This is a genomic window from Herbaspirillum rubrisubalbicans (assembly GCF_003719195.1).
In the GTDB taxonomy this organism is placed as follows: Bacteria; Pseudomonadota; Gammaproteobacteria; order Burkholderiales; family Burkholderiaceae_D; genus Herbaspirillum; species Herbaspirillum rubrisubalbicans.
On sequence record NZ_CP024996.1, the window covers coordinates 4826545 to 4852801 of the forward strand.

26 protein-coding genes are annotated in these 26257 nt (G+C 63.7%); 16 read left to right on the forward strand and 10 right to left on the reverse strand.

What is annotated here, in order from left to right; all coding sequences use genetic code 11:
- Positions 1–56 precede the first annotated feature (56 nt).
- Together RC54_RS21480 and RC54_RS21485 are read left to right on the forward strand one after the other, a co-directional pair.
- Positions 57–974, forward strand: coding sequence for a VRR-NUC domain-containing protein (locus RC54_RS21480; RefSeq protein WP_156481314.1), 918 nt, complete (start codon positions 57–59; stop codon positions 972–974).
- 50 nt (positions 975–1024) lie between these two features.
- On the forward strand, positions 1025–2176 hold the full coding sequence (locus RC54_RS21485; RefSeq protein WP_061789927.1) for a type VI immunity family protein: 1152 nt from the start codon (positions 1025–1027) through the stop codon (positions 2174–2176).
- 115 nt (positions 2177–2291) lie between these two features.
- Here the strand turns inward: RC54_RS21485 and RC54_RS21490 are convergent, their stop codons facing one another.
- The 6 genes from RC54_RS21490 to RC54_RS21515 all read right to left on the reverse strand — a co-directional run bounded on the left by RC54_RS21490 (position 2292) and on the right by RC54_RS21515 (position 10135).
- Positions 2292–3125 carry an ABC transporter ATP-binding protein gene (locus RC54_RS21490; protein WP_082803154.1) on the reverse strand — a complete coding sequence of 278 codons (834 nt, stop codon included), beginning with the start codon at positions 3123–3125 and terminating at the stop codon, positions 2292–2294.
- Positions 3125–4915, reverse strand: a complete 1791-nt coding sequence (locus RC54_RS21495; protein ID WP_058896855.1) for a branched-chain amino acid ABC transporter ATP-binding protein/permease — start codon at positions 4913–4915, stop codon at positions 3125–3127. The genes RC54_RS21490 and RC54_RS21495 overlap by 1 nt, the downstream gene beginning before the upstream one ends.
- 10 nt (positions 4916–4925) lie before the next feature.
- On the reverse strand, positions 4926–5978 hold the full coding sequence (locus RC54_RS21500) for a branched-chain amino acid ABC transporter permease (RefSeq protein WP_061789928.1): 1053 nt from the start codon (positions 5976–5978) through the stop codon (positions 4926–4928).
- Between the two features lie 148 nt (positions 5979–6126).
- Complete coding sequence (paaZ, locus tag RC54_RS21505; protein ID WP_061789929.1) at positions 6127–8184, reverse strand: phenylacetic acid degradation bifunctional protein PaaZ; 2058 nt, start codon at positions 8182–8184, stop codon at positions 6127–6129.
- A 113-nt stretch (positions 8185–8297) separates the two neighbouring features.
- Positions 8298–9443, reverse strand: coding sequence for an ABC transporter substrate-binding protein (locus RC54_RS21510; RefSeq protein WP_061789930.1), 1146 nt, complete (start codon positions 9441–9443; stop codon positions 8298–8300).
- Between the two features lie 71 nt (positions 9444–9514).
- The gene (locus tag RC54_RS21515) at positions 9515–10135 is read right to left on the reverse strand and encodes a TetR/AcrR family transcriptional regulator (RefSeq protein ID WP_061789931.1); all 621 of its coding nucleotides are present in this window, start codon (positions 10133–10135) and stop codon (positions 9515–9517) included.
- A 252-nt stretch (positions 10136–10387) separates the two neighbouring features.
- On the opposite strand from RC54_RS21515, the gene RC54_RS21520 reads away from it, so the two are divergent.
- The 14 genes from RC54_RS21520 to RC54_RS21585 all read left to right on the forward strand — a co-directional run bounded on the left by RC54_RS21520 (position 10388) and on the right by RC54_RS21585 (position 23610).
- Positions 10388–10990 carry a phenylacetic acid degradation protein PaaY gene (locus RC54_RS21520; protein WP_061789932.1) on the forward strand — a complete coding sequence of 201 codons (603 nt, stop codon included), beginning with the start codon at positions 10388–10390 and terminating at the stop codon, positions 10988–10990.
- Between the two features lie 124 nt (positions 10991–11114).
- Positions 11115–12101, forward strand: a complete 987-nt coding sequence (gene paaA / locus RC54_RS21525; RefSeq protein ID WP_017453743.1) for a 1,2-phenylacetyl-CoA epoxidase subunit PaaA — start codon at positions 11115–11117, stop codon at positions 12099–12101.
- Positions 12102–12196: 95 nt separating this feature from the next.
- Positions 12197–12481, forward strand: a complete 285-nt coding sequence (paaB, locus tag RC54_RS21530; protein ID WP_006461548.1) for a 1,2-phenylacetyl-CoA epoxidase subunit PaaB — start codon at positions 12197–12199, stop codon at positions 12479–12481.
- A gap of 10 nt (positions 12482–12491) precedes the next feature.
- On the forward strand, positions 12492–13244 hold the full coding sequence (gene paaC / locus RC54_RS21535) for a 1,2-phenylacetyl-CoA epoxidase subunit PaaC (protein ID WP_044527982.1): 753 nt from the start codon (positions 12492–12494) through the stop codon (positions 13242–13244).
- The gene (gene paaD / locus RC54_RS21540; RefSeq protein WP_373281448.1) at positions 13139–13774 is read left to right on the forward strand and encodes a 1,2-phenylacetyl-CoA epoxidase subunit PaaD; all 636 of its coding nucleotides are present in this window, start codon (positions 13139–13141) and stop codon (positions 13772–13774) included. The genes paaC and paaD overlap by 106 nt, the downstream gene beginning before the upstream one ends.
- Before the next feature lie 50 nt (positions 13775–13824).
- Positions 13825–14895 (forward strand): 1,2-phenylacetyl-CoA epoxidase subunit PaaE, encoded by a 1071-nt coding sequence (gene paaE, locus RC54_RS21545; protein WP_061789934.1) that lies wholly within the window; start codon positions 13825–13827, stop codon positions 14893–14895.
- 2 nt (positions 14896–14897) lie between these two features.
- Entirely contained in the window at positions 14898–15689 is a 792-nt protein-coding gene (gene paaG, locus RC54_RS21550; RefSeq protein ID WP_061789935.1) for a 2-(1,2-epoxy-1,2-dihydrophenyl)acetyl-CoA isomerase PaaG, read from the forward strand.
- Position 15690: 1 nt separating this feature from the next.
- Positions 15691–17229, forward strand: a complete 1539-nt coding sequence (locus tag RC54_RS21555; RefSeq protein ID WP_061789936.1) for a 3-hydroxyacyl-CoA dehydrogenase — start codon at positions 15691–15693, stop codon at positions 17227–17229.
- Positions 17222–17698 (forward strand): hydroxyphenylacetyl-CoA thioesterase PaaI, encoded by a 477-nt coding sequence (gene paaI, locus RC54_RS21560; RefSeq protein WP_061789937.1) that lies wholly within the window; start codon positions 17222–17224, stop codon positions 17696–17698. Before RC54_RS21555 ends, paaI begins: the two co-directional genes overlap by 8 nt.
- Before the next feature lie 49 nt (positions 17699–17747).
- Positions 17748–19088, forward strand: a complete 1341-nt coding sequence (gene paaK, locus RC54_RS21565) for a phenylacetate--CoA ligase PaaK (protein WP_061789938.1) — start codon at positions 17748–17750, stop codon at positions 19086–19088.
- Positions 19089–19129: 41 nt separating this feature from the next.
- On the forward strand, positions 19130–20335 hold the full coding sequence (gene pcaF / locus RC54_RS21570; protein ID WP_061789939.1) for a 3-oxoadipyl-CoA thiolase: 1206 nt from the start codon (positions 19130–19132) through the stop codon (positions 20333–20335).
- Positions 20335–21123: an enoyl-CoA hydratase-related protein gene (locus RC54_RS21575; RefSeq protein WP_123020488.1), complete on the forward strand. Its 789-nt coding sequence runs from the start codon at positions 20335–20337 to the stop codon at positions 21121–21123. Before pcaF ends, RC54_RS21575 begins: the two co-directional genes overlap by 1 nt.
- 246 nt (positions 21124–21369) lie before the next feature.
- Entirely contained in the window at positions 21370–22269 is a 900-nt protein-coding gene (locus tag RC54_RS21580; RefSeq protein ID WP_061789940.1) for a class I SAM-dependent methyltransferase, read from the forward strand.
- Between the two features lie 222 nt (positions 22270–22491).
- Positions 22492–23610 (forward strand): sensor domain-containing diguanylate cyclase, encoded by a 1119-nt coding sequence (locus RC54_RS21585; RefSeq protein WP_058896869.1) that lies wholly within the window; start codon positions 22492–22494, stop codon positions 23608–23610.
- A gap of 19 nt (positions 23611–23629) precedes the next feature.
- Here RC54_RS21585 and RC54_RS21590 read toward each other — a convergent pair whose 3' ends face one another.
- From RC54_RS21590 to rsmD, 4 genes are all read right to left on the reverse strand, one after another.
- Positions 23630–24520 (reverse strand): DMT family transporter, encoded by an 891-nt coding sequence (locus RC54_RS21590; protein WP_058896870.1) that lies wholly within the window; start codon positions 24518–24520, stop codon positions 23630–23632.
- Positions 24521–24692: 172 nt separating this feature from the next.
- A complete protein-coding gene (locus tag RC54_RS21595; RefSeq protein WP_058896871.1) occupies positions 24693–24953 on the reverse strand; it encodes a YfhL family 4Fe-4S dicluster ferredoxin in 261 nt (86 codons plus the stop codon).
- A gap of 62 nt (positions 24954–25015) precedes the next feature.
- On the reverse strand, positions 25016–25498 hold the full coding sequence (gene coaD, locus RC54_RS21600) for a pantetheine-phosphate adenylyltransferase (protein WP_006461533.1): 483 nt from the start codon (positions 25496–25498) through the stop codon (positions 25016–25018).
- A gap of 36 nt (positions 25499–25534) precedes the next feature.
- Entirely contained in the window at positions 25535–26212 is a 678-nt protein-coding gene (gene rsmD, locus RC54_RS21605; RefSeq protein ID WP_058896872.1) for a 16S rRNA (guanine(966)-N(2))-methyltransferase RsmD, read from the reverse strand.
- Positions 26213–26257 lie beyond the last annotated feature (45 nt).

Sequence of the window (26257 nt, forward strand, 5' to 3'; positions counted from 1 at the left end):
CGCCATCGTCCCGCCCAATTGGCCGATCAGGTACGCACCAAGGGCCCAGAGGCCGCGTGTTGTCGCTCGACAATCCCATGGATCGTAGTTACCTGTGCGCGGTGATGTGCATGTGCAATCAGGGGACCAAACTCAAGGATAGCCTCGGGCGGGCCTTGAAGCAGCGCTGCACCACCGCCAGCATCTGGAATGACGAAGAGCGCAACCAACTGGTCTGGCGCTACAAGGCCGAAGTCGGATACAGCATGGCAAGCCATCCGCCTGCGCCGCTGATGAGTCGGGAACAACCCAATCGTCCCAGTCGGTTTCCGCTAGGAAGAGCCATGGCCGATGGACTGCTCAAATGGCAGCTGGATGGCAAGCCGCAGAAGGGCCTGTTGCGGATTCCTGACTGCATCATTCTTGCGACTACGGGCGAAGAGCTGGCCGCCATGCGGGCCTCAGGGAAGATTGATTGGAAGCGGCTGATGCCGGTGCAGGCAAATATTGAGCAGGTGGTGGAGATCAAGTTTGAAGGCGACAAACTGGGCAAAGAACAAATGAGCGACTATCAAACGATCGCAGGGGATCCGGATAAGTTTCGCTTGCTCACGATCGCAGAGTGCGATTGTCAACGCGATACATCTGCGCCTGTGCAAGACCCCATCCGTGCCCCGGTCACCACACCAATGGAACAGGAACGCAAGGCAAAAGATCACTGGTATAGCCGGACGCCACCTCTCCCTGCTCCCATACCAGCCCCACAGCCGGTCAAGCCGCGCTACGGTCCAATCGCATCACAAGACGAAGGTATGCCGCTTGCCGACTATCTCAAAGGTGCCGCAGTGGTCGGCGGCACGATTCTGGTGGGCGCCATCGCCATTGCAGCCCTTCCTCTTGAGGCTGCAGGTGCTGCCGCTGCGGCGTTGGTCGTACTGGTAGCCGGGACAAGAACGGCCAATGCGAATCAAAAAGACGACAAGGATAAACACTGATGAAACATGGTTTGGAGAAAATCGAAGCCCTGCTTCCGGATTTTTAATATGTGGACGATGACCGGATCATCACAAGCGTCGGGCTGACCGCCTCTCTTTATTTCTGGGGCGGCCATACACCGGAGAAACGCCAAGCAATCATTGAATTATTCGAGGCGTACGAAGAAGCCTACGGGAGCGAATTGAAGTGGGGTTGCGATCCCGAGAGCTGGCAGACCAGAAAACTTGCCGGCAAAAAGTTTCCCAAGCTACGCGACTACGCCGCCAAACTCGATGAAGATGACTGCATCGAGTGGTACCTTTCTTCCGGGGAGCATCGCGAGCAGTCCACGGAATATGCGATCTTCTGCCTGACCGAACGAGGCTGGCACAAGGGCCGCATATCAGAACTTTACTTCCAGCTGCCACGCAGTCACGCTTTCGATCCCCATCATCGCAAGACGCTTGACAGCTTGCTCTTGCGCGCGATCGAAACGCTCAATCCCTTCCATGGCCGAGTGGGACTGGCCGCCGTCCTGCCCGAGCAAACTATTCCCTACGAGCCGGAAGCTTTTGATCTGGCGACCCGCTACCGCACGCTCTACATTCCCGGTGCCGGCGACTTCATGCGTGCGCCCTATGGCCCGAAGAGCGTTGACTGGATCACGATCATCGGTGACGTTCTGGCCGAGCGTTGCGGCGGGATCGATGCCTATACGAATCATTGTCACCAGCTTGGCATCACATCCATTCGTCACGGAAATTCTCTGGTAATGCGCGCAGGAGAGACGCCGGAAATCGGACCAGTGGAAGAGGCGATATCGGAGGCCTATGCCAGAGTCAATGCAGCGCTGCGCCCCTTGCGCGACGGTGCCTACAATTCCATGGGCAGCGCATCCAATTGGGGCGAGCTGCGCTTCAATTATTGCACCTCCGATCTGTGGATTCGACGCTTTGATCAAAGTGACGCGTGGCCGCCCGTTTTCCCGCTTGATCCCGCAGACCTGCTTGCAGGAAGCACTCCCAAAAAGAAAATCAGATTGAAAACAGGCCAGCCCAGCCCCTGCTATGGCCGCTTCCACCGCCCCGGCACAGAAAAATTCGGCGTGATCCTGATGCCCGGCGACATCGCCCCCTACTGGCTGAACCTGGGACCGCACGGCGAATTCCTCGGACGCGAGGCCATCACCTGGGAACAGGCCCTAACTATCCTCCCCCTTTGAAGCAACACCCAAAAAGGAATCTGTCCTCAACGTCGAAAATACAAGGCATCTCTGCGGTGAACAGCCCCGAATCACCGCAGGATGCGCGTTGTTTAACATGCCACGGGCAGCAGGATCAATTAGAACTCACGCTGCGCGGAACCAGGCTCGCCGTCTCGCGCGCCACCCCCAGATAACTCTCCACGATCTTGCGATCCGCCGCCAACACCCCGGCCGGTCCCTCGCAGACCATCTCGCCCATCTCCAGCACATAGCCATGATCGGCCACCTGCAAGGCGGCCCGCGCATTCTGTTCCACCAGCAAGGTGGCCACGCCGGTGCTGCGCAACTGGCTGATGATGGACAGAATTTCCTTGGTGATCAACGGCGCCAGTCCCAGGCTGGGTTCATCGAGCATCAGCACCTGCGGCTTGGCCATGAGCGCGCGGCCCACCGCCAGCATCTGGCGCTCGCCGCCGGAGAGCGTGCCGGCCGCCTGCTTGCGGCGTTCCTTCAGACGCGGAAAGAGCGTATAGACGAAATCCTGCTGGTCCAGGTAACCCGATTCCCCATTGCGCCGCCGCTTGTAGGCGCCCAGCAGCAGATTGTCTTCCACCGTCATGCTGGTAAATAATTCGCGCTTTTCCGGTACCAGCGACAGCCCGCGGGCCACGCGCTCTTCCACTTCCATCTGGCTCACATCCTCACCCTGAAACAGGATACGGCCACTGGCCTCCGCTCCGGCCGGCATGGCGCCCATCATGGCATTGAGCAGGGTGGACTTGCCCGCGCCATTGGGGCCGATGACGGTGACGATCTGGCCGGCACGCAGCGACAGCGCCGCATCGGTGAGCGCAGCGACCTTGCCGTAGCGGGCCGACAGACCCGTCACTTGCAGCAGCACCGGGGCAGTAGTGGCGCGCACTTCGGCCTGGCTGGGGGCGGGGTTCATCACGGTGGCAGCGGTCATCATTGGGCTCCTCCCAGGTAGGCTTCCAGCACGGCCGGGTGGACCTGGATCTGGGCCGGCGTGCCCTCGGCAATCTTGCTGCCGAATTCCATGACCACGATGTGGTCGGTCAATTGCATCACGAAGTCCATGTCGTGCTCCACCAGCAGCACCGCCATGCCTTCGCCGCGCAGCTTGTCCAGCAAGGCCGCCAGGGCTTGTTTTTCTTTCAGGCGCAGGCCGGCGGCCGGTTCATCCAGCAATAGCAGGGCCGGGTCGCAGCACAGCGCGCGGGCGATTTCCAGGATGCGCTGCTGGCCCAGCGCCAGGCTGCCGGCAGGCCGGTGCATCAGCTCGCCCAGGCCGACGCGTTCCAGTTGGCGCCGCGCTTCGCTCAAGATGCGCGCTTCTTCCCGTCGATTGCCCCGCACCAGGCTGGCCAGGATGCCGCGCTGGGGCGCGAATTCACCGCGCCGGAAAGCGCCCATGGCGGCGTTTTCCAGCACACTCATGCCCGGCACCAGTCGCACATGCTGGAAGGTGCGGGCAATGCCACGGCTGGCGATGTCGCGCGAGGACAAGCCCGCCAGCGATTGCCCGCGATAATCGAGCTTGCCGCTGGTGATCGACAGCACCCCGGTCACCAGGTTGAAGGTGGTCGACTTGCCGGCGCCATTGGGGCCGATCAGACCGACGATCTCGCCCGCCTTGACCGAGAAGCTCACATCGTTGACCGCCACCAATCCGCCGAACTGCTTGCGGGCAGCCTGCACGTCCAGGATCACTTCGCCGCGCGTGGGCTTGGGGAGCTGCGCCAAGGCCGCTGCATCGGCCGGCAGGCGCGGCGCCAGGCGCCGTCCGAAGCGCGCTTGCAGGCGCGGCCATAGACCTTCATTGGCGAACTGCAGGAAGATCACCAGGGCAATGCCAAAGACGATGGCCTCGAAGTTGCCGCCGGTTCCCAGCACACCGGGCAACCACTCCTGCAGGAAGTTGCTCAACACCGCCAGCAAACCCGCTCCCAGCAGCGCGCCCCACACGTAGCCGGCGCCGCCCACCACCACCATCAGCAGGTAATCGATGCCGTACTTCAGACCGAAGGGCGTGGGATTGACCGCCTGTTGCAGGTGCGCATACAACCAGCCCGAAATCCCCGCCAGCACCGCCGCATAGACGAAGATGACGATCTTCAGCCGCGCCGTGTCCACTCCCATCGCCTCCGGCATCACGGTGCCGAAGCGAAGCGCACGCACGGCACGACCGGCGCGCGAGTCGAGGAAATTGAGCACCGATACCAGCGCCAGGATCACCACCACCCAGATCAGCAGGTACATCGAGGGGCCATTGCCGAACTCGACACTGCCGATGGCGATGGCGGGAATACCGTTGATGCCGTCATGCTTGCCCAGCATCTCCAGATTGCCGAACAGGTAGTACAGCGACAGCCCCCAGGCAATGGTGGACAACGGCAGGTAGTGGCCGGAGATGCGCATGGTCAGCGCACCGATCAGGAAGGCCGACAAGGCGGTCAGCGCAATGCCGGCCAGCAGGCCGATCCAGGGCGAAAGTCCAAACTGCGTAGTGAGGTAGGCCGTGGTGTAGGCGCCGATGCCGACGAAGGCAGCCTGGCCGAAGGAGATCAGGCCGGCCACGCCGGTCAGCAGCACCAGACCCAGGGCGACGATGGCGTACAGGCCGACGTAGGACAGCAGAGTCACCCAGAATGGCGGCAACCCCAGTAGCGGCAAAGCCAGCACGATGGCGAAAAACAGCACCGGCAGCGCGGCGCGATGCGATGTGAAAGCATTCATGGCGGCCTCCTCAGGCTTCTTCGTCGATGTGGTGGCTGGTCAGCGAGCGCCACAGCAGGATGGGGATGATGACCGTGAAGACGATCAATTCCTTGTAGGAGCTGGCCCAGAAGGAAGAAAAACTCTCGATCAGCCCCACCGCCACCGAACCCAGCGCCGCAATCGGATAACTGGCCAGGCCACCGAAGATGGCGCCGACGAAACCCTTCAAGGCGATGATGAAACCGGACTCGTAGTTGACGATGGTGAAAGGTGCAATCAGGATGCCGCACAGCGCGCCGATGCCAGCGGCCATCGCAAAGGACAGCTTGCCGGCCTGGTTGATGCCCACCCCCACCAGGCGCGCCCCCAGACGATTGACGGCAGTGGCGCGCAAGGCCTTGCCGGTCAGGGTGCGTTCGAAGAAGACATAGATCACTGCGATCAGCGCCGCCACCGTGACCAGCACGATCACGCTCTGGCCCGACACCGGGCTCTCACCCAGGTTGAACTGCAGCTCGGTGAAGGGCCGCGTATTGGTCCCTTCCGGTCCGAACATCAGCAAGCCCAGGCCGACCATGGCCAGGTGCACACCCAGCGAGACGATCAGCAGCACCAGCACGCTGGAGTGCGCCAGCGGCTGGTAGGCCACGCGATAGATCATCGGCCCCATCGGTACCACGATCAAGAGCGCCAGCAAGATCTGCCAAGGCATGGCCAGGGCTTGCAGATCGAGGTAGCGCGTGACGGCATAGAGCGCCACCGGCAGCGCGACATGGGTCGCCAGCAGCAACGGCAGGCGCCGCAGCAAGCGCGTGCGGGTAGCGGCCAGGCGCAGGGCGGCGCCGGCTTCCACTGCCAGGGTCACGCCGCCCAGCGCCACCAGCAGCAGCGCCGTGCCGGGCGCCTGGCCGTTCTGGATGGCCGCCAGCGTCAAGGCGCCGAAGGCGACGAACTCGCCCTGCGGCAGGAAAATCACCCGTGTCACTGAAAACACCAGCACCAGCGCCAGCGACAGCAGCGCATAGATGGCGCCGGTCGTGATGCCGTCCTGGATCAGCACGGTCAGAATGCTCGTATCCACTTGTCTCCTCCTGTTGATGCCGGCCGCCGCAGTTCGGGCTGCGACTGGCCGGTAGATGCCTGGTTCTTGTCTATATGAACCTTTTAGGCTTTTTTTCTGGTCTCTGGCGCGGATACCACTTGGTACATGAAGCTTTCTTCCAGCAACCCTAGGCCGGTTTCTTGGCCACCAGGGTCAGGATGTCGTAGGAAGCCACCAGCTCGCCGTCCTGGTTGCTCACCTCCACATCCCAGGCCACCACGCCCTGACCCTGGCCGTTGGCGTCCTTCTTGTTGCGGTCGATCTTGCGCTTGCAGGTCAGGCGCGCCGAGATGGTGTCGCCGATGCCCACCGGCTTGACGAAGCGCAGCGTATCCAACCCATAGTTGGCCAGCACCGGACCGGGAGCCGGCGAGACGAACAGGCCGGCGGCCGCCGAGAGCACGAAGTAACCGTGCGCGATGCGCTTGCCGAAGGGCGACTGGCGGGCCGAAATGTCGTCGAAGTGCATGTAGAAATGGTCGCCCGAGAGACAGCCGAAATTGACGATGTCGGCTTCGGTAACGGTGCGGCGGTGCGTGGTGTGCGAATCGCCGATCTGCAGGTCTTCGAAGTAATGACGGAAGGGATGGATGCCCGAGTCGCGCACCTGGGCGCCGCGCACGTGTTCTCCCACCACCGCGGACAGCATGGTGGGCGAGCCTTGCACGGCAGTACGTTGCAGGTAGTGCTTGACGGCGCGTGCGCCGCCCAGCTCCTCGCCACCACCGGCGCGACCAGGACCGCCATGCTTGAGCTGCGGCAGCGGCGAGCCGTGGCCGGTGGATTCGGTGGCGGCTTCGCGGTCCAGTACCAGCAGGCGGCCATGCCAAGCCGCCGCCACCGGAATGGCGCGCGCCGCCACGGCCGGGCTGCGCGTGACCAGGCTGGCTACCAGGCTGCCGCGGCCACGGGCGGCCAGGGCCAGGGCTTCATCCAGATCGTCGTAGGGCATCAGGGTGCTGACCGGGCCGAAGGCTTCCACTTCATGCACCGGGCTGCCGGCGCCGGTGTCGCGCGCCAGCAGCAAGGTAGGCGCGAAGAACGCGCCCGCGGCCACGCCCTCGCCTTGCGGCTGGAAGCTTCCGCCCGCGCCCAGAATCACCTCGGCGCTCTGCTTCAATAAGGCCACCCGTTCTTCGACATCGCGCTGCTGGGCCTTGGAAGCCAGCGGCCCCATGCGCACCGACTCCAGCGCCGGGTCGCCCACCACGATCTTGGACAGACGCGCAGCCAGCCGTTCGGCCACCGCATCGACGTGCTGACGCGGCACGATGGCGCGGCGAATGGCCGTGCATTTCTGGCCGGCCTTGGTGCTCATCTCGCGCGCCACTTCCTTGACGAAGAGCTCGAACTCTTCATCGTCGGCGGTGACATCGGGGCCGAGGATGGCGCAGTTCAACGAATCGGCTTCGGCATTGAAGGGGATGGCATTGGTGATCAGGTTGGGATGGGCGCGCAGCTTGGCGGCGGTATCGGCCGAGCCGGTGAAGGTGACCACATCCTGTGCCTGCAGGCGCTCCAGCAGGTCGCCGGTGGCGCCGATGACCAGTTGCAGACTGCCCGCCGGCAGCAGCCCCGATTGCTGGATCAGGCGCACCGCGGCTTCGGTCAGGTAGCTGGTGGCGGTGGCCGGTTTGACGATGCAGGGCATCCCGGCCAGGAAGCTGGGGGCGAATTTTTCCAGCATTCCCCAGATGGGGAAGTTGAAGGCATTGATGTGGACCGCCACCCCGCCGCGCGGCACCAGGATGTGGGTACCGGAAAAACGTCCCTGCTTGCCCAGCGCCAGGGCCGGGCCTTCGTGCACCAGGTTGGAGGAAGGGAATTCATTGGTGCCGATGCTGGCGTAGGCAAACAGCGTGCCGCTGCCGCCTTCGATATCGATCCAGCTATCGTTGCGGGTGGCGCCCGTGTGCGCCGAGACGGCATACAGCGTCTCCTTGTGCTCCATCAGGTACTTGCCCAGCGCCTTGAGGATCGCTGCGCGCTGCTGGAAGTCCAGCGCCATCAAGCCCGGCAAGCCTTGCCTGCGGGCATGGTCCAGCGCCTCGCCGAAATCGATGGACTCGGCATGGGTGCTGGCCACGGTGTGACCGTTGACGGCACTGTGCAGCGCCTGGGCCGGGCTTTCGCCAAACCAGCGGCCGGCGATGAAACTCTGTAGCAGAGGGGGACGGGTAGTCATGGGAGGACTCCTGTAGACGAATTGCAGGTCAGTGATGGCAAGCCCGCACGCGGGCGATGGAGGCCCGGGTGCGAAGGGTGAAAAAGGGTGAACTACGGATGCTGGAATCGGAATCAGGGCTGGTATTGCCAGGCGCCATCGACGATCTTGACCATCACCGTAGCGCGCTGGTCCAGGCCCAGGTGATCGGTGGCCGACATGTTGTAGACGCCATGCACGCCCGTGACCTCCTTGGTGGCTTCCAGCGCATCACGCAGGGCCGCACGGAATTCCGGCGTGCCTGGCTTGGCACGTTTCAAGGCCGCCGGAATGGCCGCCTGCAGCAAGACGCCGGCATCCCAGGCATAACCACCGAAGAGCGAGACGCTGCCCTTGCCATGGGCGGCTTCATACTTGCCGGTATAGTCCAGCGCTACCTTGCGGATGGGGTTGCTGGCCGGCAGTTGCGCCGCCACCAGCACCGGGCCGGCCGGCAACAAGGTGCCGTCGAGCATCTTGCCGCCCACGCGCAGGAAGTCGGCATTGGCCACGCCGTGGGTCTGGTAGATCTGGCCCTTGAAGCCACGCTCCTTCAAGGCCCGCTGCGGCACCACAGCCGGGGTGCCGGAGGCGGCAATGAGGATCGCATCGGGCTTGGCCGCCACCAGCTTCAGAGCTTGCGCGGTGGCCGATGTATCGTTGGGGGCGAAGCGCTCATTGGCCACCAGTTCCAGCTTCTTGATGCCAGCGGCCTTCTTGAATTCTTCATACCAGCCTTCGCCATAGGCATTGGCATAGCCGATGAAGGCGATGCGCTGGTAGCCGCGGGCCACCATGTCCTTGGCGATGGCCAGCGACATCATGATGTCGTTCTGCGGGGTCTTGAAGACCCATTTCTTCTTGGCGTCCATGGGCTCGACGATGCGCGCGGCGGCCGCCAGCGAGATCATCGGGGTCTGCGCCTCGGCGGCCACTTCGGTCATCGAGATCGAATTGGGGCTGATCGAGGAGCCGACGATGACGTCCACATTGTTTTCAGTGACGAAGCGGCGCGCATTCTTGACCGCCTGCGTGGTGTCGGAGGCGTCATCGAGGACGATGTAGTTGATCTTCTGCCCGGCGATCGTGGTGGGCAAGAGCGCGATGGTGTTCTTTTCGGGGATACCCAGCGAAGCGGCCGGGCCGGTGGTCGATACGGTGACGCCGACGTTGATGTCGGCGTGTGCGGCCAGCGCGCAGCCGGCCAGGGCCAGCGCCAGCAAAGGGCGAGCAAACTGCATGGAGGTCTCCTTGATGTGTTGTCATTGTGGTGCTGCACGCCTGCAATGACGCTCGCGATCAAGGGCTCACGTCATCGTTTCTTCTTTCCTGCGCCGTCCAGGCTCACGGCGCCGATCCCGCCAAACAACAGGTCGGCCACGACCACGGCCATGCGTTCATGGGTCAGCGCGCCATCGGGCTTCAACCACATGAACATCCAGTTGATCATGCCGAACAACAACATGGCCAACGGCTTGGCCATGCGACTGCGATCCAGTTCCGGCCGTACCGCGCACATGGCCTCGGCGACCGCCTTGACGACCTTGCGCTCGCCGTTGAGGATGCGCTTCTGGTCTCCCGGCTCCAGGAAACGCACATCCTCGGTCAGTACCCGATGCTCGTTCTGCGCATCGCTGTATTCCTCCACGAAGCGCTGGATCAGCAGGCGCAGACGCGGCTCGGGGGGCAGATCCTGCTCGGCCACTTCATCGACCAGGGCGCACAGGCGATCGATGTGGCCCTCGCAGATGTGCATGAGCAATTGATGCTTGTCGGCAAAGTAGTGATACAGCGAGGCCTTGGACAGGCCGCAGGCCAGCGCCACTTCATTCATCGATGTGCCCACGAAACCGTTGCGCGCAAACAGGGCGGCTGCCTGTTCGACGATGGTCTCGCGCTGGTTGTCATATCCCGCTGCACGCTTGCGTGGCATAAGTGCGTCCTCTTCGATATTTCTGCAAAAGTCATGATTGTGCCGTAAATCAAAACTCTGGCGAAACATCTGCGTTCTGCCTGCACCAGCCACCCTGCCCTGCCCAACATTGCGATGCATCCCCGAGACGGTCAGAAAAAATCTTCAAAACATTATTGACCAACCGGTCGGTCGAAATTATTATTCCTCAAAAAACAGCCACAGGCAAATGGTTTTTCCGCCTCATCGGGAAAACCGAAAAAGGAGACGGCAATGCCTTGTTATTCGATCGAAGGCGTGATCCCGGTAGTCGATGCGAGCGCCTACGTGCATCCCACAGCGGTGCTGATCGGCGACGTCATCGTCGGGCCGGACTGCTATGTCGGCCCGGCCGCCTGCCTGCGCGGCGACTTTGGCCGCATCGTGCTGCAGCGAGGTGCCAACGTGCAGGACACCTGCGTGATCCACGGTTTTCCCGCCCACGAGACGGTAGTGGAAGAAAACGGCCACATCGGCCATGGCGCCGTGCTGCACAGTTGCACCGTCAAGCGCGATGCGCTGGTGGGCATGAATGCGGTGGTGATGGATGAAGCGATCGTGGGTGAACAAGCCATCGTGGCGGCCTGCGCCTTCGTGCGCGCCGGGATGCAGATTGCCCCGCGCAGCCTGGTGGCGGGCGTGCCGGCCAAGGTGGTGCGCGAACTGTCGGTAGAAGAGCTGGCCTGGAAACAGGCCGGTACCCGCACCTATCACGACCTGGCCCGGCGCAGCCTGGAAAGCCTGCGCGAGGTCAGCCCCTTGCGCGAGCTCGACGCCAACCGGCCAGCGCTGGCCGCGCCCCTGGTCGAGCCGCTGATTGCGGCCAAGCGGGCTTAGTAGCGGTGTAGTAGCGGCTTAGTAATCGACGTTACCAGTTTTCCGTTTTCAGTTTCAAGCGGCCAAGGCGGCCAGGACCCTTTACGTCCATCGTCAGGGCTGCCCCTTTTCATGGAGAAGCACCATGTATGCACAACTCGTAGAAACCGGATTGACCAAGGTGCGCAGCATCGAGGACATGTCCCCCGAAGAACAGGCCTTCCAGGCGCGCATCGATGCCGGTGTGAAGATCGAGCCCAAGGACTGGATGCCGGAGGCCTATCGCAAGACCCTGGTGCGCCAGATCTCGCAGCACGCCCACTCGGAAATCGTCGGCCAGCTGCCCGAGGGCAACTGGGTCACGCGCGCCCCCACGCTGGAACGCAAGGCCATCCTGCTGGCCAAGATCCAGGATGAGGCCGGCCATGGCCTGTATCTCTACAGCGCCGCCGAAACCCTGGGCGTGTCGCGCGACGATCTGCTGGCCGAACTGCACGCCGGGCGTGCCAAGTATTCCAGCATCTTCAACTACCCCGCCATCAGCTGGGCCGACATGGGCGCCATCGGCTGGCTGGTGGATGGCTCGGCCATCATCAACCAGATCCCGCTGTGCCGCTGTTCCTTCGGCCCCTACTCGCGCGCCATGGTGCGGGTGTGCAAGGAAGAATCCTTCCACGCCCGCCAGGGCTACGACATCATGCTGGCGCTGTGCCGCGGCACGCCCGAGCAAAAGCAGATGGCGCAGGATGCCCTGAACCGCTGGTGGTGGCCGGCGCTGATGATGTTCGGGCCATCGGATGCCGATTCGGTCAACAGTGCCCAATCGATGCAATGGCGCATCAAGCTGTTCTCCAACGATGAACTGCGCCAGCGCATGGTCGACCAGACCATCCCGCAGATCGAATACCTGGGCCTGACCGTGCCCGACCCCGACCTGAAGTGGAATGCCGAACGCGGCCGCTATGACTTCGGCGCCATCGACTGGGACGAATTCAACAACGTGGTGCGCGGCAACGGCCCCTGCAACCGCGAACGCCTGGCCACCCGCAAGAAAGCCTACGACGACGGCGCCTGGTTCCGCGATGCGCTGGTGGCGCACGCCGACAAGCGCGCGGCGCGCAAGGCGGCCTGAGCCGTCAGTACTCATTTTTCTGAATCGCTTCATCTCACAACCCTGCCAGTGGCCGCCCGACCAAGGACGGCGGCCCGCCAACAAGGAACCGCATCATGAGCAAGGAATGGCCTCTCTGGGAAGTCTTCATCCGCAGCCAGCACGGTCTGGCCCATAAACACGTCGGCAGCCTGCACGCCCCCGATGGCGAGATGGCCATCAACAATGCGCGCGACGTCTATACACGCCGCAACGAAGGCGTGGGCATCTGGGTGGTGCGCGCCGCCGACATCGTCTCCTCTAGCCCCGGCGACAAGGCGCCGCTGTTCGAGCCGTCCAACAGCAAGGTCTATCGTCATCCGACCTTCTTCCCCATGCCGGCCGAATTGAAGAATCTGTAAGGGGCCGACCATGACAAGCAAAACCGATTACGTGCGACGCCTGGGCGACAACGTCCTGGTGCTCTCGCAACGTCTGTCCGAATGGTGCGGCAAGGGCCCGGCGCTGGAAGAGGACATGGCCTTGATCAACGTCTCGCTGGACCTGATCGGCCAGGCCCGTTTGTGGCTGGCCTATGCCGGCGAGCTGGAAGGCGCCGGCCGCAGCGAAGACCAGTTGGCCTTCCTGCGCGACGCCCACCAGTTCCACAACCTGCTGCTGGTGGAACTGCCCAACGGCAGCTATGCCGATACGCTGGCGCGCCAGTTCCTCTTCGACGTGTGGCATTACTTCCTGCTCGAAGGCCTGTGCGCATCGAGCGACGCGCGCATCGCCGAGATCGCCCAGAAGTGCTTCAAGGAAGTGACCTACCACGTGCGTCGTAGTACCGACCTCATCATCCGCCTGGGTGACGGCACCGAGGAAAGCCATCGGCGGATGCAGGAAGCCATCGATGCGCTGTGGATGTACACCGGTGAACTGTTCGCCGCCGACGCGCTCGATCACGCCATGCACGCCGCAGGCGTGGCCCCGGCGCTGGACGAATTGCGCCAGAAATGGCAGCAGCACATCACCGAGGTCATCGCTGAGGCCACCCTGCGCCTGCCGGCGGCGGGCCTGTGGATGCAAAGCGGCGGCAAGCAAGGGCGGCATACCGAGCACCTGGGCTATCTGCTGGCAGAGATGCAGTTCCTGCAGCGCAGCTATCCGGGAGCCAACTGGTGAACCAGATCACCACCCGTGCCGAGGTGCTCCAGGCGCAGATCTGGGTGTGGCTGGAAGCCATCCCCGATCCCGAGATCCCGGTGATCTCGGTGGTGGACCTGGGCATCGTGCGCGCCGTCGAGGTCTCGGATGAAGATGCCGCCGCGGCACGCTGCACGGTGGTGATCACGCCGACCTATTCCGGTTGCCCGGCCATGGGCGTGATCGCCCAGGACATTGGCGTGGCGCTCAAGCAGCAAGGGCTGGTGCAGGTGACCATCCGCACCCAGCTGGCGCCGGCCTGGAACACCGACTGGATGAGCGAGAAAGGTCGCCGCAACCTCAAGCAATACGGCATCGCGCCCCCGGCCCAGCAGGTGATCGACATCAGCAGCATCCATCTCAAGCGCCACGCCGCGCCGCAGGTGCCCTGCCCGCGCTGCGGCTCAATGCACACGGTCTGCGTGAGCCAGTTCGGCTCCACCTCCTGCAAGGCGCTGTACCAGTGCAAGGACTGCCGCGAGCCGTTCGACTACTTCAAGGCCCATTGACATTGACATCGAGCCCGCGCTCGGGCCACCAGAACAGAAGGCACAACATCATGAGCAAATTCTATCCATTGACCATCTCGGGCGTGAAGCAGGAAACGCGCGACACCATCGTGGTCTCCTTCGCCCTGCCAGCCGAGTTGCAGGACACCTTCGCCTACCAGCAGGGCCAGCACCTGACGCTGCGCTCGCACCTCAACGGCGAGGAACTGCGGCGCTCCTATTCGATCTGCTCGGCGCGCCAGGACCGGCAGTTGCGGGTGGCCATCAAGCGTGTACCCGGCGGTCTGTTTTCGAACTGGGCCAATGAATCCTTTGTCCCGGGACAAAGCATCGAGGCCATGCCGCCCATGGGCCAGTTCAACGTGCCGCTGGATGCGGCCAACCGCAAGCATTATCTGGCCTTTGCCGCCGGCAGCGGCATCACGCCCATGCTGTCGATCATCAAGACCACGCTCCTGGCCGAGCCGCACAGCCAGTTCACGCTGGTCTATGCCAACCGCGCGTCTTCCTCGGTGATCTTCAAGGAAGAACTGAGCGACCTCAAGGATGCCTACCTGGAACGCTTCAACGTGGTCTATGTGATGAGCCGCGAACAGCAGGATGTGGAATTGTTCAACGGTCGCATCGACCGCGCCAAGTGCGATGCCTTCTTCGCCTCCTGGATCAAGTTGCAAGACATCGATACCGCCTTCCTGTGTGGCCCGCAAGAGATGGTGCAGGCGGTCGCCGATTCGCTGCAGGCGCATGGCACGAGCAAGGCGCAGATCAAGACCGAATTGTTCAGCGCCGGCACCAGCGCACGCGAGCACGCCGCGCGGCCGGTGGTGGGCAAGACGGAATGCGAAGTGACCGTGATCGTCGATGGCTATCACAACGTCTTCACCATGGACAAGGAACAGGAATCGGTGCTCGATGCCGGCTTGAAGCACGGCATCGACCTGCGCTATTCCTGCAAGGGCGGTGTCTGCGCCACCTGCCGCTGCAAGGTGGTCGAAGGCAAGGTCGATATGGATGCCAACTATGCGCTGGAAGACTATGAGATCGCCCGCGGCTTCGTGTTGAGCTGCCAATCCTTCCCGGTCAGCGACAAGCTGCTGCTGGACTTCGACCAGGACAACTGACCATGAGCGCCCCCTCCATCCTCTTCGAGAACCAGGACGGCGTGGCCGTCATCACGCTCAATCGCCCCGACAAGCTCAACAGCTTCACGGTCGCCATGCACCTGGAACTGCGCGAGGCCATCGCCAAGCTGCAGGCCGACCCCGGCGTGCGCGTGCTGCTGCTGACCGGCGCCGGACGTGGTTTTTGCGCCGGCCAGGACCTGGGCGACCGCGCCGTCAACCCGGGCGACGAGGCGGTCGACCTGGGCCACTCCATCGACCAGTATTACGGCCCGCTGGTGAAGTCGCTGCGCGCGCTGCCCTTCCCGGTGATCTGCGCGGTCAATGGCGTGGCCGCAGGCGCCGGCGCCAACCTGCCGCTGGCCTGCGACATCGTGCTGGCGGCGCGTTCGGCCAGTTTCGTGGAAGTGTTCTGCAAGCTGGGACTGATCCCCGACACCGGCGGCACCTACTTCCTGCCACGCCTGGTAGGCACGGCACGTGCCATGGGCATGGCATTGCTGGGGGAAAAGATCAGCGCCGAACAGGCCGAGCAATGGGGGCTGATCTGGAAGTGCATCGATGACGATCAATTGATGCCGCAGGCGCGCGCCATGGCCGCCCAGTTCGCCAAGGCGCCCACCCGCGGCCTGGCCGCCACCAAGGCCACGCTGTATGCCAGCCCGGCCAATACCCTGGCGCAGCAACTGGACCTGGAACGCGACACCATGCGCGAGCTCGGCCATAGCCGCGATTACCGCGAAGGCGTGAGCGCCTTCCTGGAAAAGCGCGCACCGCACTTCACGGGACAATGACATGAGCACCCACGAACATCCGCACGCCCTGCCGGCGTCGGCCACGGTAGCCGTGATCGGCAGTGGCACCATGGGCGCCGGCATCGCCCAGGTGGCGGCAGTGGCTGGTCATCCGGTGCTGCTCTATGACAGCCGCGAAGGCGCGGCCACCAAGGCCATCGGCGACATCCGCACCAGCCTCGACAAGCTGGCCAACAAGGAAAAGATCAGTGCAGAGGTGGCGCAGGCGGCCAGCGAACGACTGCGCGTGGCGTCCTCGCTGCAGGAGCTGCGCGGGGCGCGCCTGGTGGTGGAGGCCATCGTCGAACAACTGGCGGCCAAGCAGGAATTGTTCGGCAAGCTGGAAGCCCTGGTCGATGCGCAGTGCATCCTGGCCAGCAATACCTCTTCGCTCTCGATCACCCATATCGGCGCCACGCTGCGCCACCCCGAGCGCCTGGTGGGGATGCACTTCTTCAATCCGGTGCCGCAGATGGCGCTGGTGGAAATCATCCGCGGCCTGGCCAGCGACGCCACCGTAGCGCAATGCGTGTATGACACCGCGCAGGCCTGGGGCAAGCTGCCGGTGTTTGCCAGCTCCACGCCAGGCTTCATCGTCAATCGCCTGGCCCGGCCTTACTATGCCGAAGGCTTGCGCGTGCTGCACGAGCGCGGCGCGCAACCGGCCACCATCGACGCCATCATGCGCGAGTCCGGGGGCTTTCGCATGGGGCCGTTCGAGTTGATGGACCTGATCGGGCATGACGTCAACTTTGCGGTGACGCAGTCGGTGTTCCAGGCCTACTTCAACGATCCACGCTTTACGCCCTCGCTGATCCAGCAGGAACTGGTCCATGCCGGCTACCTGGGCCGCAAGAGCGGGCGCGGTTTCTATCGCTACGGTGCCGATGCCGAGCCGCCCCAGGTGGTGAGCCTGGAACCGTGCTGCCCGCCCACGGTGCCGCTGCAACTGTTCGGTACCCATCCACTGGTGGAGGTGATCCGCGCGCGCTACAAGGGGCGCGTGGAATACCACCCGCCGCGCGCCGACAATCTGTTGATCAAGGCTGGCCCTGGCCGGCTCTACGTCACCGAAGGCCGCAGCGCCACCCAGCAATCCTATGACTACAACATGCCCGATGTGGTGCTGGTGGACCTGGCGCTGGACTATGCCAAGGCCGCCCGCCTGGCCATCACCCGCGCCGATCAATGCCGCGACCGCGCCTATGAAGCGGTGGCGGGCGTGCTGCAGAACTGCGGCTATGCGCTCTCGCCGCTGGCCGACGTGCCCGGCATGGTGGTCATGCGTACCGTCTGCATGTTGGTCAACGAGGCCGCCGACGCCGTCAACCAGGGCGTCTGCAGCGTGGCCGACGCCGACCTGGCCATGCAGAAGGGCGTCAACTATCCACGCGGCCCGCTGGCTTGGGCCGATGTCCTCGGTACCGAGACGGTAGCCAGCGTGCTGCGCCAGCTCAGTGCCACCTATGGCGAAGACCGTTACCGGGTCTCGCCCCTGCTGCAACGTCTGCAAGCTTCCATGAGGAGATTCTATGAGTGAGACCGCCCTGTCATTGCCAAGCAGCGAGATGGACCCGCAAGCCCTGGCCGAGGCCACCGTGCAAGCCATGTATCCGCGCGACAACGCGTCCCAGGGACTGGGCATGAAGATCCTCGAGGTCGGCCCGGGTCATGCGCGCATGAGCATGTTGGTGCGCAGCGACATGCTCAATGGCCACCAGACCTGCCATGGCGGTTTCATCTTCGCCCTGGCCGACAGTACCTTTGCATTTGCCTGCAACAGCCGTAATCTCAACACCGTGGCATCGGGTTGCAGCATCGAGTACGTGGCCCCGGCCCTGCGCAACGACGTCCTCACTGCCCAGGCCCAGGAGCGCACGCTGGCCGGACGCACCGGCGTCTATGACATCACCGTGAACAACCAGGACGGCAAGACCATCGCGCTGTTCCGGGGCAAGTCCTATCGCATCCGGGGCGAGGTGATCACCGGCCTGCCGGCCACCGCTTGACGGCAACAAGACAACAACAAGACCGATTTCAACAGAGACTGGAGACACCATGACCACCCGCACTCCCCAACCCGGCGACCTGGAAGCCATCGAAACCGCCAGCCGCGATGAATTGCAGGCGCTGCAACTGCAACGCCTGAAATGGTCCTTGCAGCACGCCTACGACAACGTGCCGCACTACCGCAATGCCTTCGACCAGGCCGGGGTGCACCCGGACGATCTGAAGAGTTTGTCTGACCTCGCCAAATTCCCCTTCACCACCAAGCAGGACTTGCGCGACCACTATCCCTTTGGTCTGTTTGCCGTGCCGCGCGAACAGGTGGTGCGGGTGCACGCTTCCAGCGGCACCACCGGCAAGCCCACCGTGGTGGGCTATACACAAAATGACATCGACACCTGGGCCACGGTAGTGGCGCGCTCCATTCGCGCCGCCGGTGGCCGACGCGGCGACATCGTGCAGATTTCCTATGGTTATGGCCTGTTCACCGGTGGCCTGGGTGCGCACTATGGCGCCGAGAAACTGGGCTGCACCGTCATCCCCATGTCGGGCGGCCAGACCGAAAAGCAGGTGCAACTGATCCGAGATTTCAAGCCCAGCATCATCATGGTCACGCCCTCCTACATGCTCAACGTGATTGAGGAATTCCAGCGCCAGGGATTGGATGCGGCGGCCAGTTCGCTGAAGGTCGGCATCTTCGGCGCCGAACCCTGGACCGATGCCATGCGTCTGGAGATCCAGCAGCGCGCCGGCATCGATGCGGTGGATATCTATGGCCTGTCGGAGGTGATGGGGCCGGGCGTGGCCAGCGAATGCATCGAGAGCAAGGATGGCCCGGTGATCTGGGAAGACCATTTCTATCCCGAGATCATCGATCCCGATACCGGCGAAGTGCTGCCCGATGGTTCGGAGGGCGAGCTGGTCTTCACTTCGCTCTCCAAGGAAGCCTTGCCGATGATCCGCTACCGCACCCGCGACCTGACGCGTCTTTTGCCGCCGACCTCGCGCTCCATGCGCCGCATCGGCAAGATCACCGGACGTTCGGACGACATGCTCATCATCCGCGGTGTGAACGTGTTCCCGACCCAGATTGAGGAACTGATCCTGAAGCTGCCGCAACTGGCGCCGCAATATCAATTGCAGATCGAACGTCACGGTCACATGGATAGCATGTGCGTCTTCGCCGAGCTGCGCGAGGATGCGTCCAACGAACATGTGGAGGCGCTGGAGAAGGAACTGCAGCACAGCATCAAGACCTACGTCGGCATTTCCACCAAGGTGACGGTGGTGCCGGCCGGGATGATCGAACGCAGCTCGGTGGGCAAGGCCAAGCGCGTGATCGACCATCGCAAGAAGGCTGAAGCCGCCGCCCCATCGGCGCTGCCGGCCTGATGCCCGGCCCGCAAACACCCTATCCTGGAAGAAAGAGACCTATGCAAGCATTGATTTGTGACGCCATTCGCACGCCCTTCGGTCGCTACGGTGGGGCCTTGGGCACCATGCGCGCCGACGACCTGGCGGCCGCGCCGATTCGCAGCCTGATGGAGCGCAACCCCGGCGTGGACTGGAGCCGCGTCGATGACATCCTCTACGGCTGCGCCAACCAGGCCGGCGAAGACAACCGCAACGTGGCGCGCATGGCGGGCCTGCTGGCGGGCCTGCCCATCGAGGTGCCGGGCACCACCATCAACCGTCTATGCGGTTCCAGCCTGGATGCGGTGGGCCTGGCGGCGCGCGCCATCAAGTCGGGCGAAGTGGAGCTGATGATCGCCGGTGGCGTGGAAAGCATGACGCGCGCGCCCTTCGTGATGGGCAAGGCGGAATCGGCTTTCTCGCGCAGCGCGGCGATCTTCGATACCACCATCGGCTGGCGCTTCGTCAATCCGCTGATGAAGGCGCAATACGGCATCGACTCCATGCCCGAGACGGCCGAGAACGTAGCCACTGATTTCCACATCAACCGCGCCGACCAGGATGCATTTGCCCTGCGCAGCCAGCAGCGCTGGGCGGCGGCACAGGAGGCCGGCTTCTTTGCGGGCGAGATCGCGCCGCTGGCGATCCCGCAGAAGAAGGGCGACCCGCTCATCATCACTACCGACGAACATCCCCGCCCCGATACCACCCTGGCCACGCTCTCCAAGCTCAAGGGCGTGGTGCGTCCCGATGGAACGGTCACGGCCGGCAATGCCTCCGGCGTCAACGATGGCGCCTGCGCCCTGCTGCTGGCCTCGCCCCAGGCCGCTGACCGGTATCGCCTGCAACCGCGGGCGCGCGTGCTGGGCATGGCCACGGCCGGGGTGGCGCCGCGCATCATGGGCTTCGGCCCGGCACCAGCGGCGCGCAAGGTGCTGGCCCAGGTCGGGCTGACGCTGGCGCAGATGGACGTGATCGAATTGAACGAAGCCTTTGCCGCACAAGGGCTGGCGGTCACCCGCGAGCTCGGCCTGCCGGACGACGCGGCGCATGTCAATCCGAATGGCGGTGCGATTGCCATCGGCCATCCGCTGGGGGCCTCCGGTGCGCGCCTGGTGACCACCGCCCTCAACCAGCTGGAGCGCAGCGGTGGGCGCTATGCGCTATGCACCATGTGCATCGGCGTGGGCCAGGGCATTGCGCTGGTGATCGAGCGGGTGGCGTGATGCAGGAGCCATTGCCTCACGACGATATCCTGGTGACGCGCCACGGTGAGCAGGTGCTGCATCTGACCTTGAACCGGCCCGCCGTGCGCAATGCCCTGCGCAATCAGAGCCTGCAGGAAATCGTGCAGGAACTGGCGCGCGCCGAGCAGGATGACAGCGTGCGGGTGGTAGTCATCAGCGGCAACGACCAGGCCTTTGCCGCCGGCGCCGATCTCAACGAGATGATCCACAAGGATGCCATCGCCACCCAGCTCGACGTGCGCGCCCAGTACTGGCGCGCCATCGCCCGTTTCCCCAAGCCGCTGCTGGCGGCCGTGAACGGATATGCGCTGGGTGCCGGCTGCGAGCTGTTGATGCACGCCGACATCGCCATCGCCGGACGCAGCGCCCGCATCGGCCAACCGGAAATCAATGTCGGCACCCTCCCCGGCGCAGGCGGCACACAGCGCCTGATCCGCACGGTGGGCAAGCCACTGGCGATGAAGATGGTGCTGTCCGGTGAATTCATCACCGCCGAACAAGCCTTGCAGGCCGGGCTGGTAGCCGAGGTGGTGGAGGATGAGGCCACCCTGGAGCGCAGCCTGGCGCTGGCCACCCGCATCGCCCAGAAGTCGCCACTGGCAGTACGCCTGGCCAAGGAAGCCATGCTGCAATCCTTCGAGCTGGGGCTGGAGGCGGGCCTGCTGCTGGAACGCAAATCCTTTTCCCTGATGGCCGCCAGCGCCGACCGCCAGGAAGGCATCGCCGCCTTCCAGGAAAAACGCGCAGCCGTCTTCAGCGGTCGCTGACAAACTCGCGGCATCCGGGCCGCACGCCCGGATGTTTGCAGCCTGGCAACAAGACTAGGGCGCGTTACTTCAGGAGCTTGGTAGCCGGATCGGGTAAAATGCCCGGCCACGGCGCAATTCGGTTCCCCTTCTTCATATCCGCTTCAGGAGACCGTTCGGACTGGACAGTTCCGAATGACGGGATACCGATCCTGCCCCCATACCAACCCGCCGGCTCACGCGCCGGCCCTTCGCCAGTGCAGCACCATGAGCAAGCCATCCTCCCCCGCCTCCGGCCGATCGCAGAGCCGCGCCAAACCCGTCGCAGAGAGCGCGCCGCAGGCGCATGAGATCCGCCCTGGGCAGTCCATCGAACTGTTGAAGGAACTGCACATCCTGACCCGCGACGGCAAGCTCAACCAGGACAGCCGCCGCAAGTTGAAGCAGGTCTATCACCTCTACCAGTTCATCGAACCGCTGCTGCAGGAAGTGCTGGCCGACCACCCGGACGTGTCCCTGGTGGACCACGGGGCGGGCAAGTCCTATCTCGGTTTCATCCTCTACGACCTGTTCTTCAAGGGTCTGGCCGGCGCGCCCCACATCTACGGCATCGAGACCCGCGAAGAACTGGTGCGCAAGTCCGAAGAGCTGGCGGCACGCCTGGGCTTTGGCGGCATGTCCTTCCTCAACCTGTCGGTGGCCGATTCGATCAGCTCGCCCAGCCTGCCCGACAACATCGACGTGGTCACCGCGCTGCACGCCTGCGACACCGCCACCGACGACGCCATCCATTTCGCCCTGGCCAAACAGGCCCGCTTCATCGTCCTGGTGCCCTGCTGCCAGGCCGAGGTGGCCTCGGTACTGAACCGCAACAAGGGCAAGTCGCTGGCCAATTCGCTCACCGAGATCTGGCGCCATCCGCTGCATACCCGCGAATTCGGCAGCCAGGTGACCAATGTGCTGCGCTGCCTGCAACTGGAGGCGCATGGCTACAAGGTCAGCGTGACCGAGCTGGTGGGCTGGGAACATTCGATGAAGAACGAGTTAATCATTGCGCAATACCGCGACCTGCCGCGCCGCCGTCCGGCCGAGCGCCTGCAGGAGGTATTGCGTACGCTGGGGCTGGAAGAGATGCAGACGCGCTTTTTTGCGTCTGCGACCGCATAAGCCGGGCCGCCAGCCTGGGCAAGGACGGGAACGCTTCTTGCTGGCCATGACAGGAACGGCGCGCAGCTCTCAAGCTGCGGCCTTCACTGCCGATATAGTTGGATTGTGTCAGATCGCGTCACATGCAGTAGGCCGCACGTCACGAGCGTGGCAGGCCGCAGGGGGACCGGGCAACCGGTTTGGGCGAGGGCCGGCGATGCGCCGGAAAATGCAGATGAACACATGAGATCGACCATCGAGATGGAATCGCTGATTGCCGACAACGAACAACTGAGAAGCGAACTGCAGGATCTGCTGCAGCAGGCGCACATCAATCAATCCATCATCGAGCGCCACCAGGCCTTCGACCTGAAACTGATCGGCGCCAGCCAGTTCCGCGAACTGATCGAGGTGATGCTGACCGTGATGCCGGGCGTGTTCAGCCTGGAGACCGTGACCTTGTCGCTGATCGATCACGACCATGGTATCCAGCACATCCTGCGCGACCTGCAGATCGGCGTGAACGAATTCCCCAAGCTGCTGTTCCTGAAGGATCCGCTGCACTTCATCGACGACGAAGATGCGCTGGAAAGCGAGAAGCCGCGCCTGGGCGAATATGTCTCGGCGCTGCACGGCCCGCTGTTCCCGCATTACGAGCCGGTGAGCGTGGCGGTGCTGCCGCTGGTGCGCCAGCATCGGCTGCTGGGCTATCTATCGCTGGGCAGCGCCTACCAGGAGCGCTTTACCCGTACCCTGGCCACCGACTTCATCGAGCGCCTGGCCACGGTGGCGGCGATCTGCCTGGAAAACGTCATCAACAATGAGCGCCTCAAGCACATCGGCCTGACCGATCCGCTGACCGGGGTCAACAACCGCCGCTACATCGAGCAGCGCATGGCCGAAGAGGTGGCGCGCAGCCAACGGGATCGTTCGGCCTTGTCTTGCCTGTTCATCGACATCGACCACTTCAAGCGCGTCAACGACCAGTTCGGCCACCAGAGCGGCGATGATGTGCTGCGCGAAGTGGCCGCGCGCATCAAGAAGGAACTGCGCCTGTCGGATGCGCTGGGCCGCTACGGCGGGGAAGAGTTCGTGGTGCTGTTGACGCACGCCACGCGCGACGATGCGGTGCGCATTGCCGAACGTATCCGCGCCGGTATCTGCAGCCGCGGCGTGATGATCGAGGGCTCGCGCGATCCCTTGAAGATCACCGCCTCCATCGGTGCGGCGTCGTTGTCGCCACCGGATCGCGGGCGTCCGGCGGTGGACGTCAAGCAAGCCATGCTCAAGGCCGCCGACCAGGCCCTGTACCAGGCCAAGGAAGCCGGCCGCAATCGCGTGGTGCAGGCCGCCAGCGACTAGTCAGGCCGCCTGCGACTGATCAGGCCGCCTGCGCGCTCACTTGGCGCTCGCGTACGATCCACGGGGCGGCGATGATGAGGATGCCGCCCACCAGATCCTGCACACGCAGTTCAGCCGCCCCCAGGGCCCAGGAGGAGAGGCTGGCCACCAGGATCTCGGTTAACATCACCACCGCCGTGATATTGGCCGGCAGGCGCGAGACGCCATATTGCAGGCACAGGTTGGAGAACAGGAACAACAACGCCCACACCCCCACCACCGGCGCGGCTGCAGCCGACACCTGCAACGGCCAGGCGATCATCCCCAAGAGCGACAGCAGCAGCCCCAACAAGGTAGCCAACAGACCACTGCCGGCCAGCATGGCGACAGCGCGCGCACCATCGGAGGACAGCCCGTGCATCCGCCGCAGCAAGACATTGGTGAAGGCAAACAGCAGGCCGGCTGCCAGCGCCATCCAGTCCGGCAGGCTGCGCGGCAGCGGAATGCCCAGCCGCGGCTGGTACAGCACGATGAAGGCGCCGCCCAGGCCCAGCGCCACGCGGGCCAGGGAGCGCGGGGTGATGGCTTCGTGCAGCACCAGGCGCGCCAGGATCACGGTCCAGACCGGCATCAGGTAGAACAGCAAGACCACCCGCACCACGTCGCCATAGGCCACGGCAACGTTGAAGGCGCAATTGGTCAGGCCCGTGGCCAGGCCCACGCATAGCAGGGCCGGATGGCGCCACAGTTGCGGCAGGTCGCGGTAGCGCAGGGTCAGCAGCAGCAAGGCGCAGAGGCCGAAGATGGCGGCCGTGGCCCAGACCGGGTGCAGGCCCATGCCTTCGAGCGCACGCGTGCCGGTCCAGGACAGGCCCCAGATGGTGGTGTTGAGCAGCAGCGCCGCGACGGCGGGCTTGGGCAGGTGTTGCATGTTGTTCCTTGGGATGACAGCGCTAGCGAGCAACTAGGGAGCAACTAGCGGGCATTAAGGCTGGCTTATGACTCACCGAGAGTGCATTAAGAAAACCAAAATGCCGTTCAGTGCAACACTGAACGGCATCTCGGCAGACCACCGCAGGGCTAGCAGGACCAGATGAGCAGACTCAACTGCCCTTGGCCTCGGCCTGCAGGCGTTCGTACTTGTCCATCAACTGCTCGCGGCTTTCGCGCCAGGCCGGGTTGAAGGGGATGCAGGCGACCGGGCAGACCTGCTGGCACTGCGGCTCCTCGAAGTGGCCGACGCACTCGGTGCATTTGCCCGGATCGATCTCGTAGATCTGCGGCCCCATGTAGATGGCCTCATTGGGGCATTCCGGTTCGCACACGTCGCAGTTGATGCAATCGTCGGTAATCATCAGTGCCATGGCTGCACCTCGCTTGCTTGAAACATCATTGCCCTACCTTTACCTCTTGGGAACGCCCAGCCTTATTGCTTGGCGATCTTTTCCTTCAGCCATTTTTCGACCGAAGGGAACACGAACTTGGACACATCGCCACCCAACTGGGCGATTTCCCGCACGATGGTGCCGGAGATGAACTGGTACTGGTCAGACGGCGTCAGGAACAGGGTTTCCACGTCCGGCAGCAGATAGCGGTTCATGCCGGCCATCTGGAATTCATATTCGAAGTCCGAGACCGCGCGCAGGCCGCGCACGATGACGCGGGCATTGTTCTGGCGCACGAAATCCTTCAACAAGCCTGAAAAACTCTCGACCTGGACGTTGGGATAGTGGCCCAGTACTTCATTGGCAATCGACAGACGCTCTTCGAGCGAAAAGAAAGGCTTCTTGTTCTTGCTGTCGGCTACGCCCACGACCAGCTTGTCGAACAGTCCGGAAGCGCGGCGGACCAAGTCCTCATGCCCACGCGTCAACGGATCGAAGGTCCCCGGATATACAGCTGTGACCATGGTGTCTCCTCACCGGCTATTGAATCAGAAGGCGCATTATGCCTCAATTTGGGTGCTGCTTTTGCGTTGCAATAAATGATAGAAGACCATGCCGGCCTGGTCGGCGCGCACCACTTCCCAGGCTTGCATCCAGGCCGGTGCCTGCTCGCCGTGCAGCGCATATTCGGCCTCGACATAGACCAGGCCGGAAGGCGTGAGCAAAGACATGCACGCGGGCAACACTTTTTCCAACCAGCCCTGGTGGTACGGCGGGTCGATAAAGACCAGGCTGAAGCCGCCCGGCTCGCGCTGGGCGGCGTTCTGTACCGCGGCCAGGGCGTCGCCGCGCACGATGGCGATGCTCTCGGCCTTGAGCTTGGTGCGGTTGGCTTCCAGCTGGCGCACCGCCGGGCCATTGTTTTCCACCATCACCACACGCCGGGCGCCACGGCTGGCGGCTTCGAAACCGAGCGCACCGGAGCCGGCAAACAGGTCCAGGCAAGCCACCTGCTCCCAGTTGGCATCGATCAGGTGGGTGATCCAGTTGAAGACGGTCTCGCGCACACGGTCAGGCGTGGGGCGCAGGCCCTCGGCCTCCAGCACCGGCAGCGGCGTGCGCTTCCACTGGCCACCGATGATGCGCACCTGGTGCGGGCCACGGTTGACCGGTCGGGCCGGCTTGCTGCCTTGACCGGCAGGGCGGGGGCTGGATTTGGGGGAACTGCTCTTGCGCATGAATTTCCTTGCTGCAAACGGGCTTGGCCGTCGAAGTGAGATGAA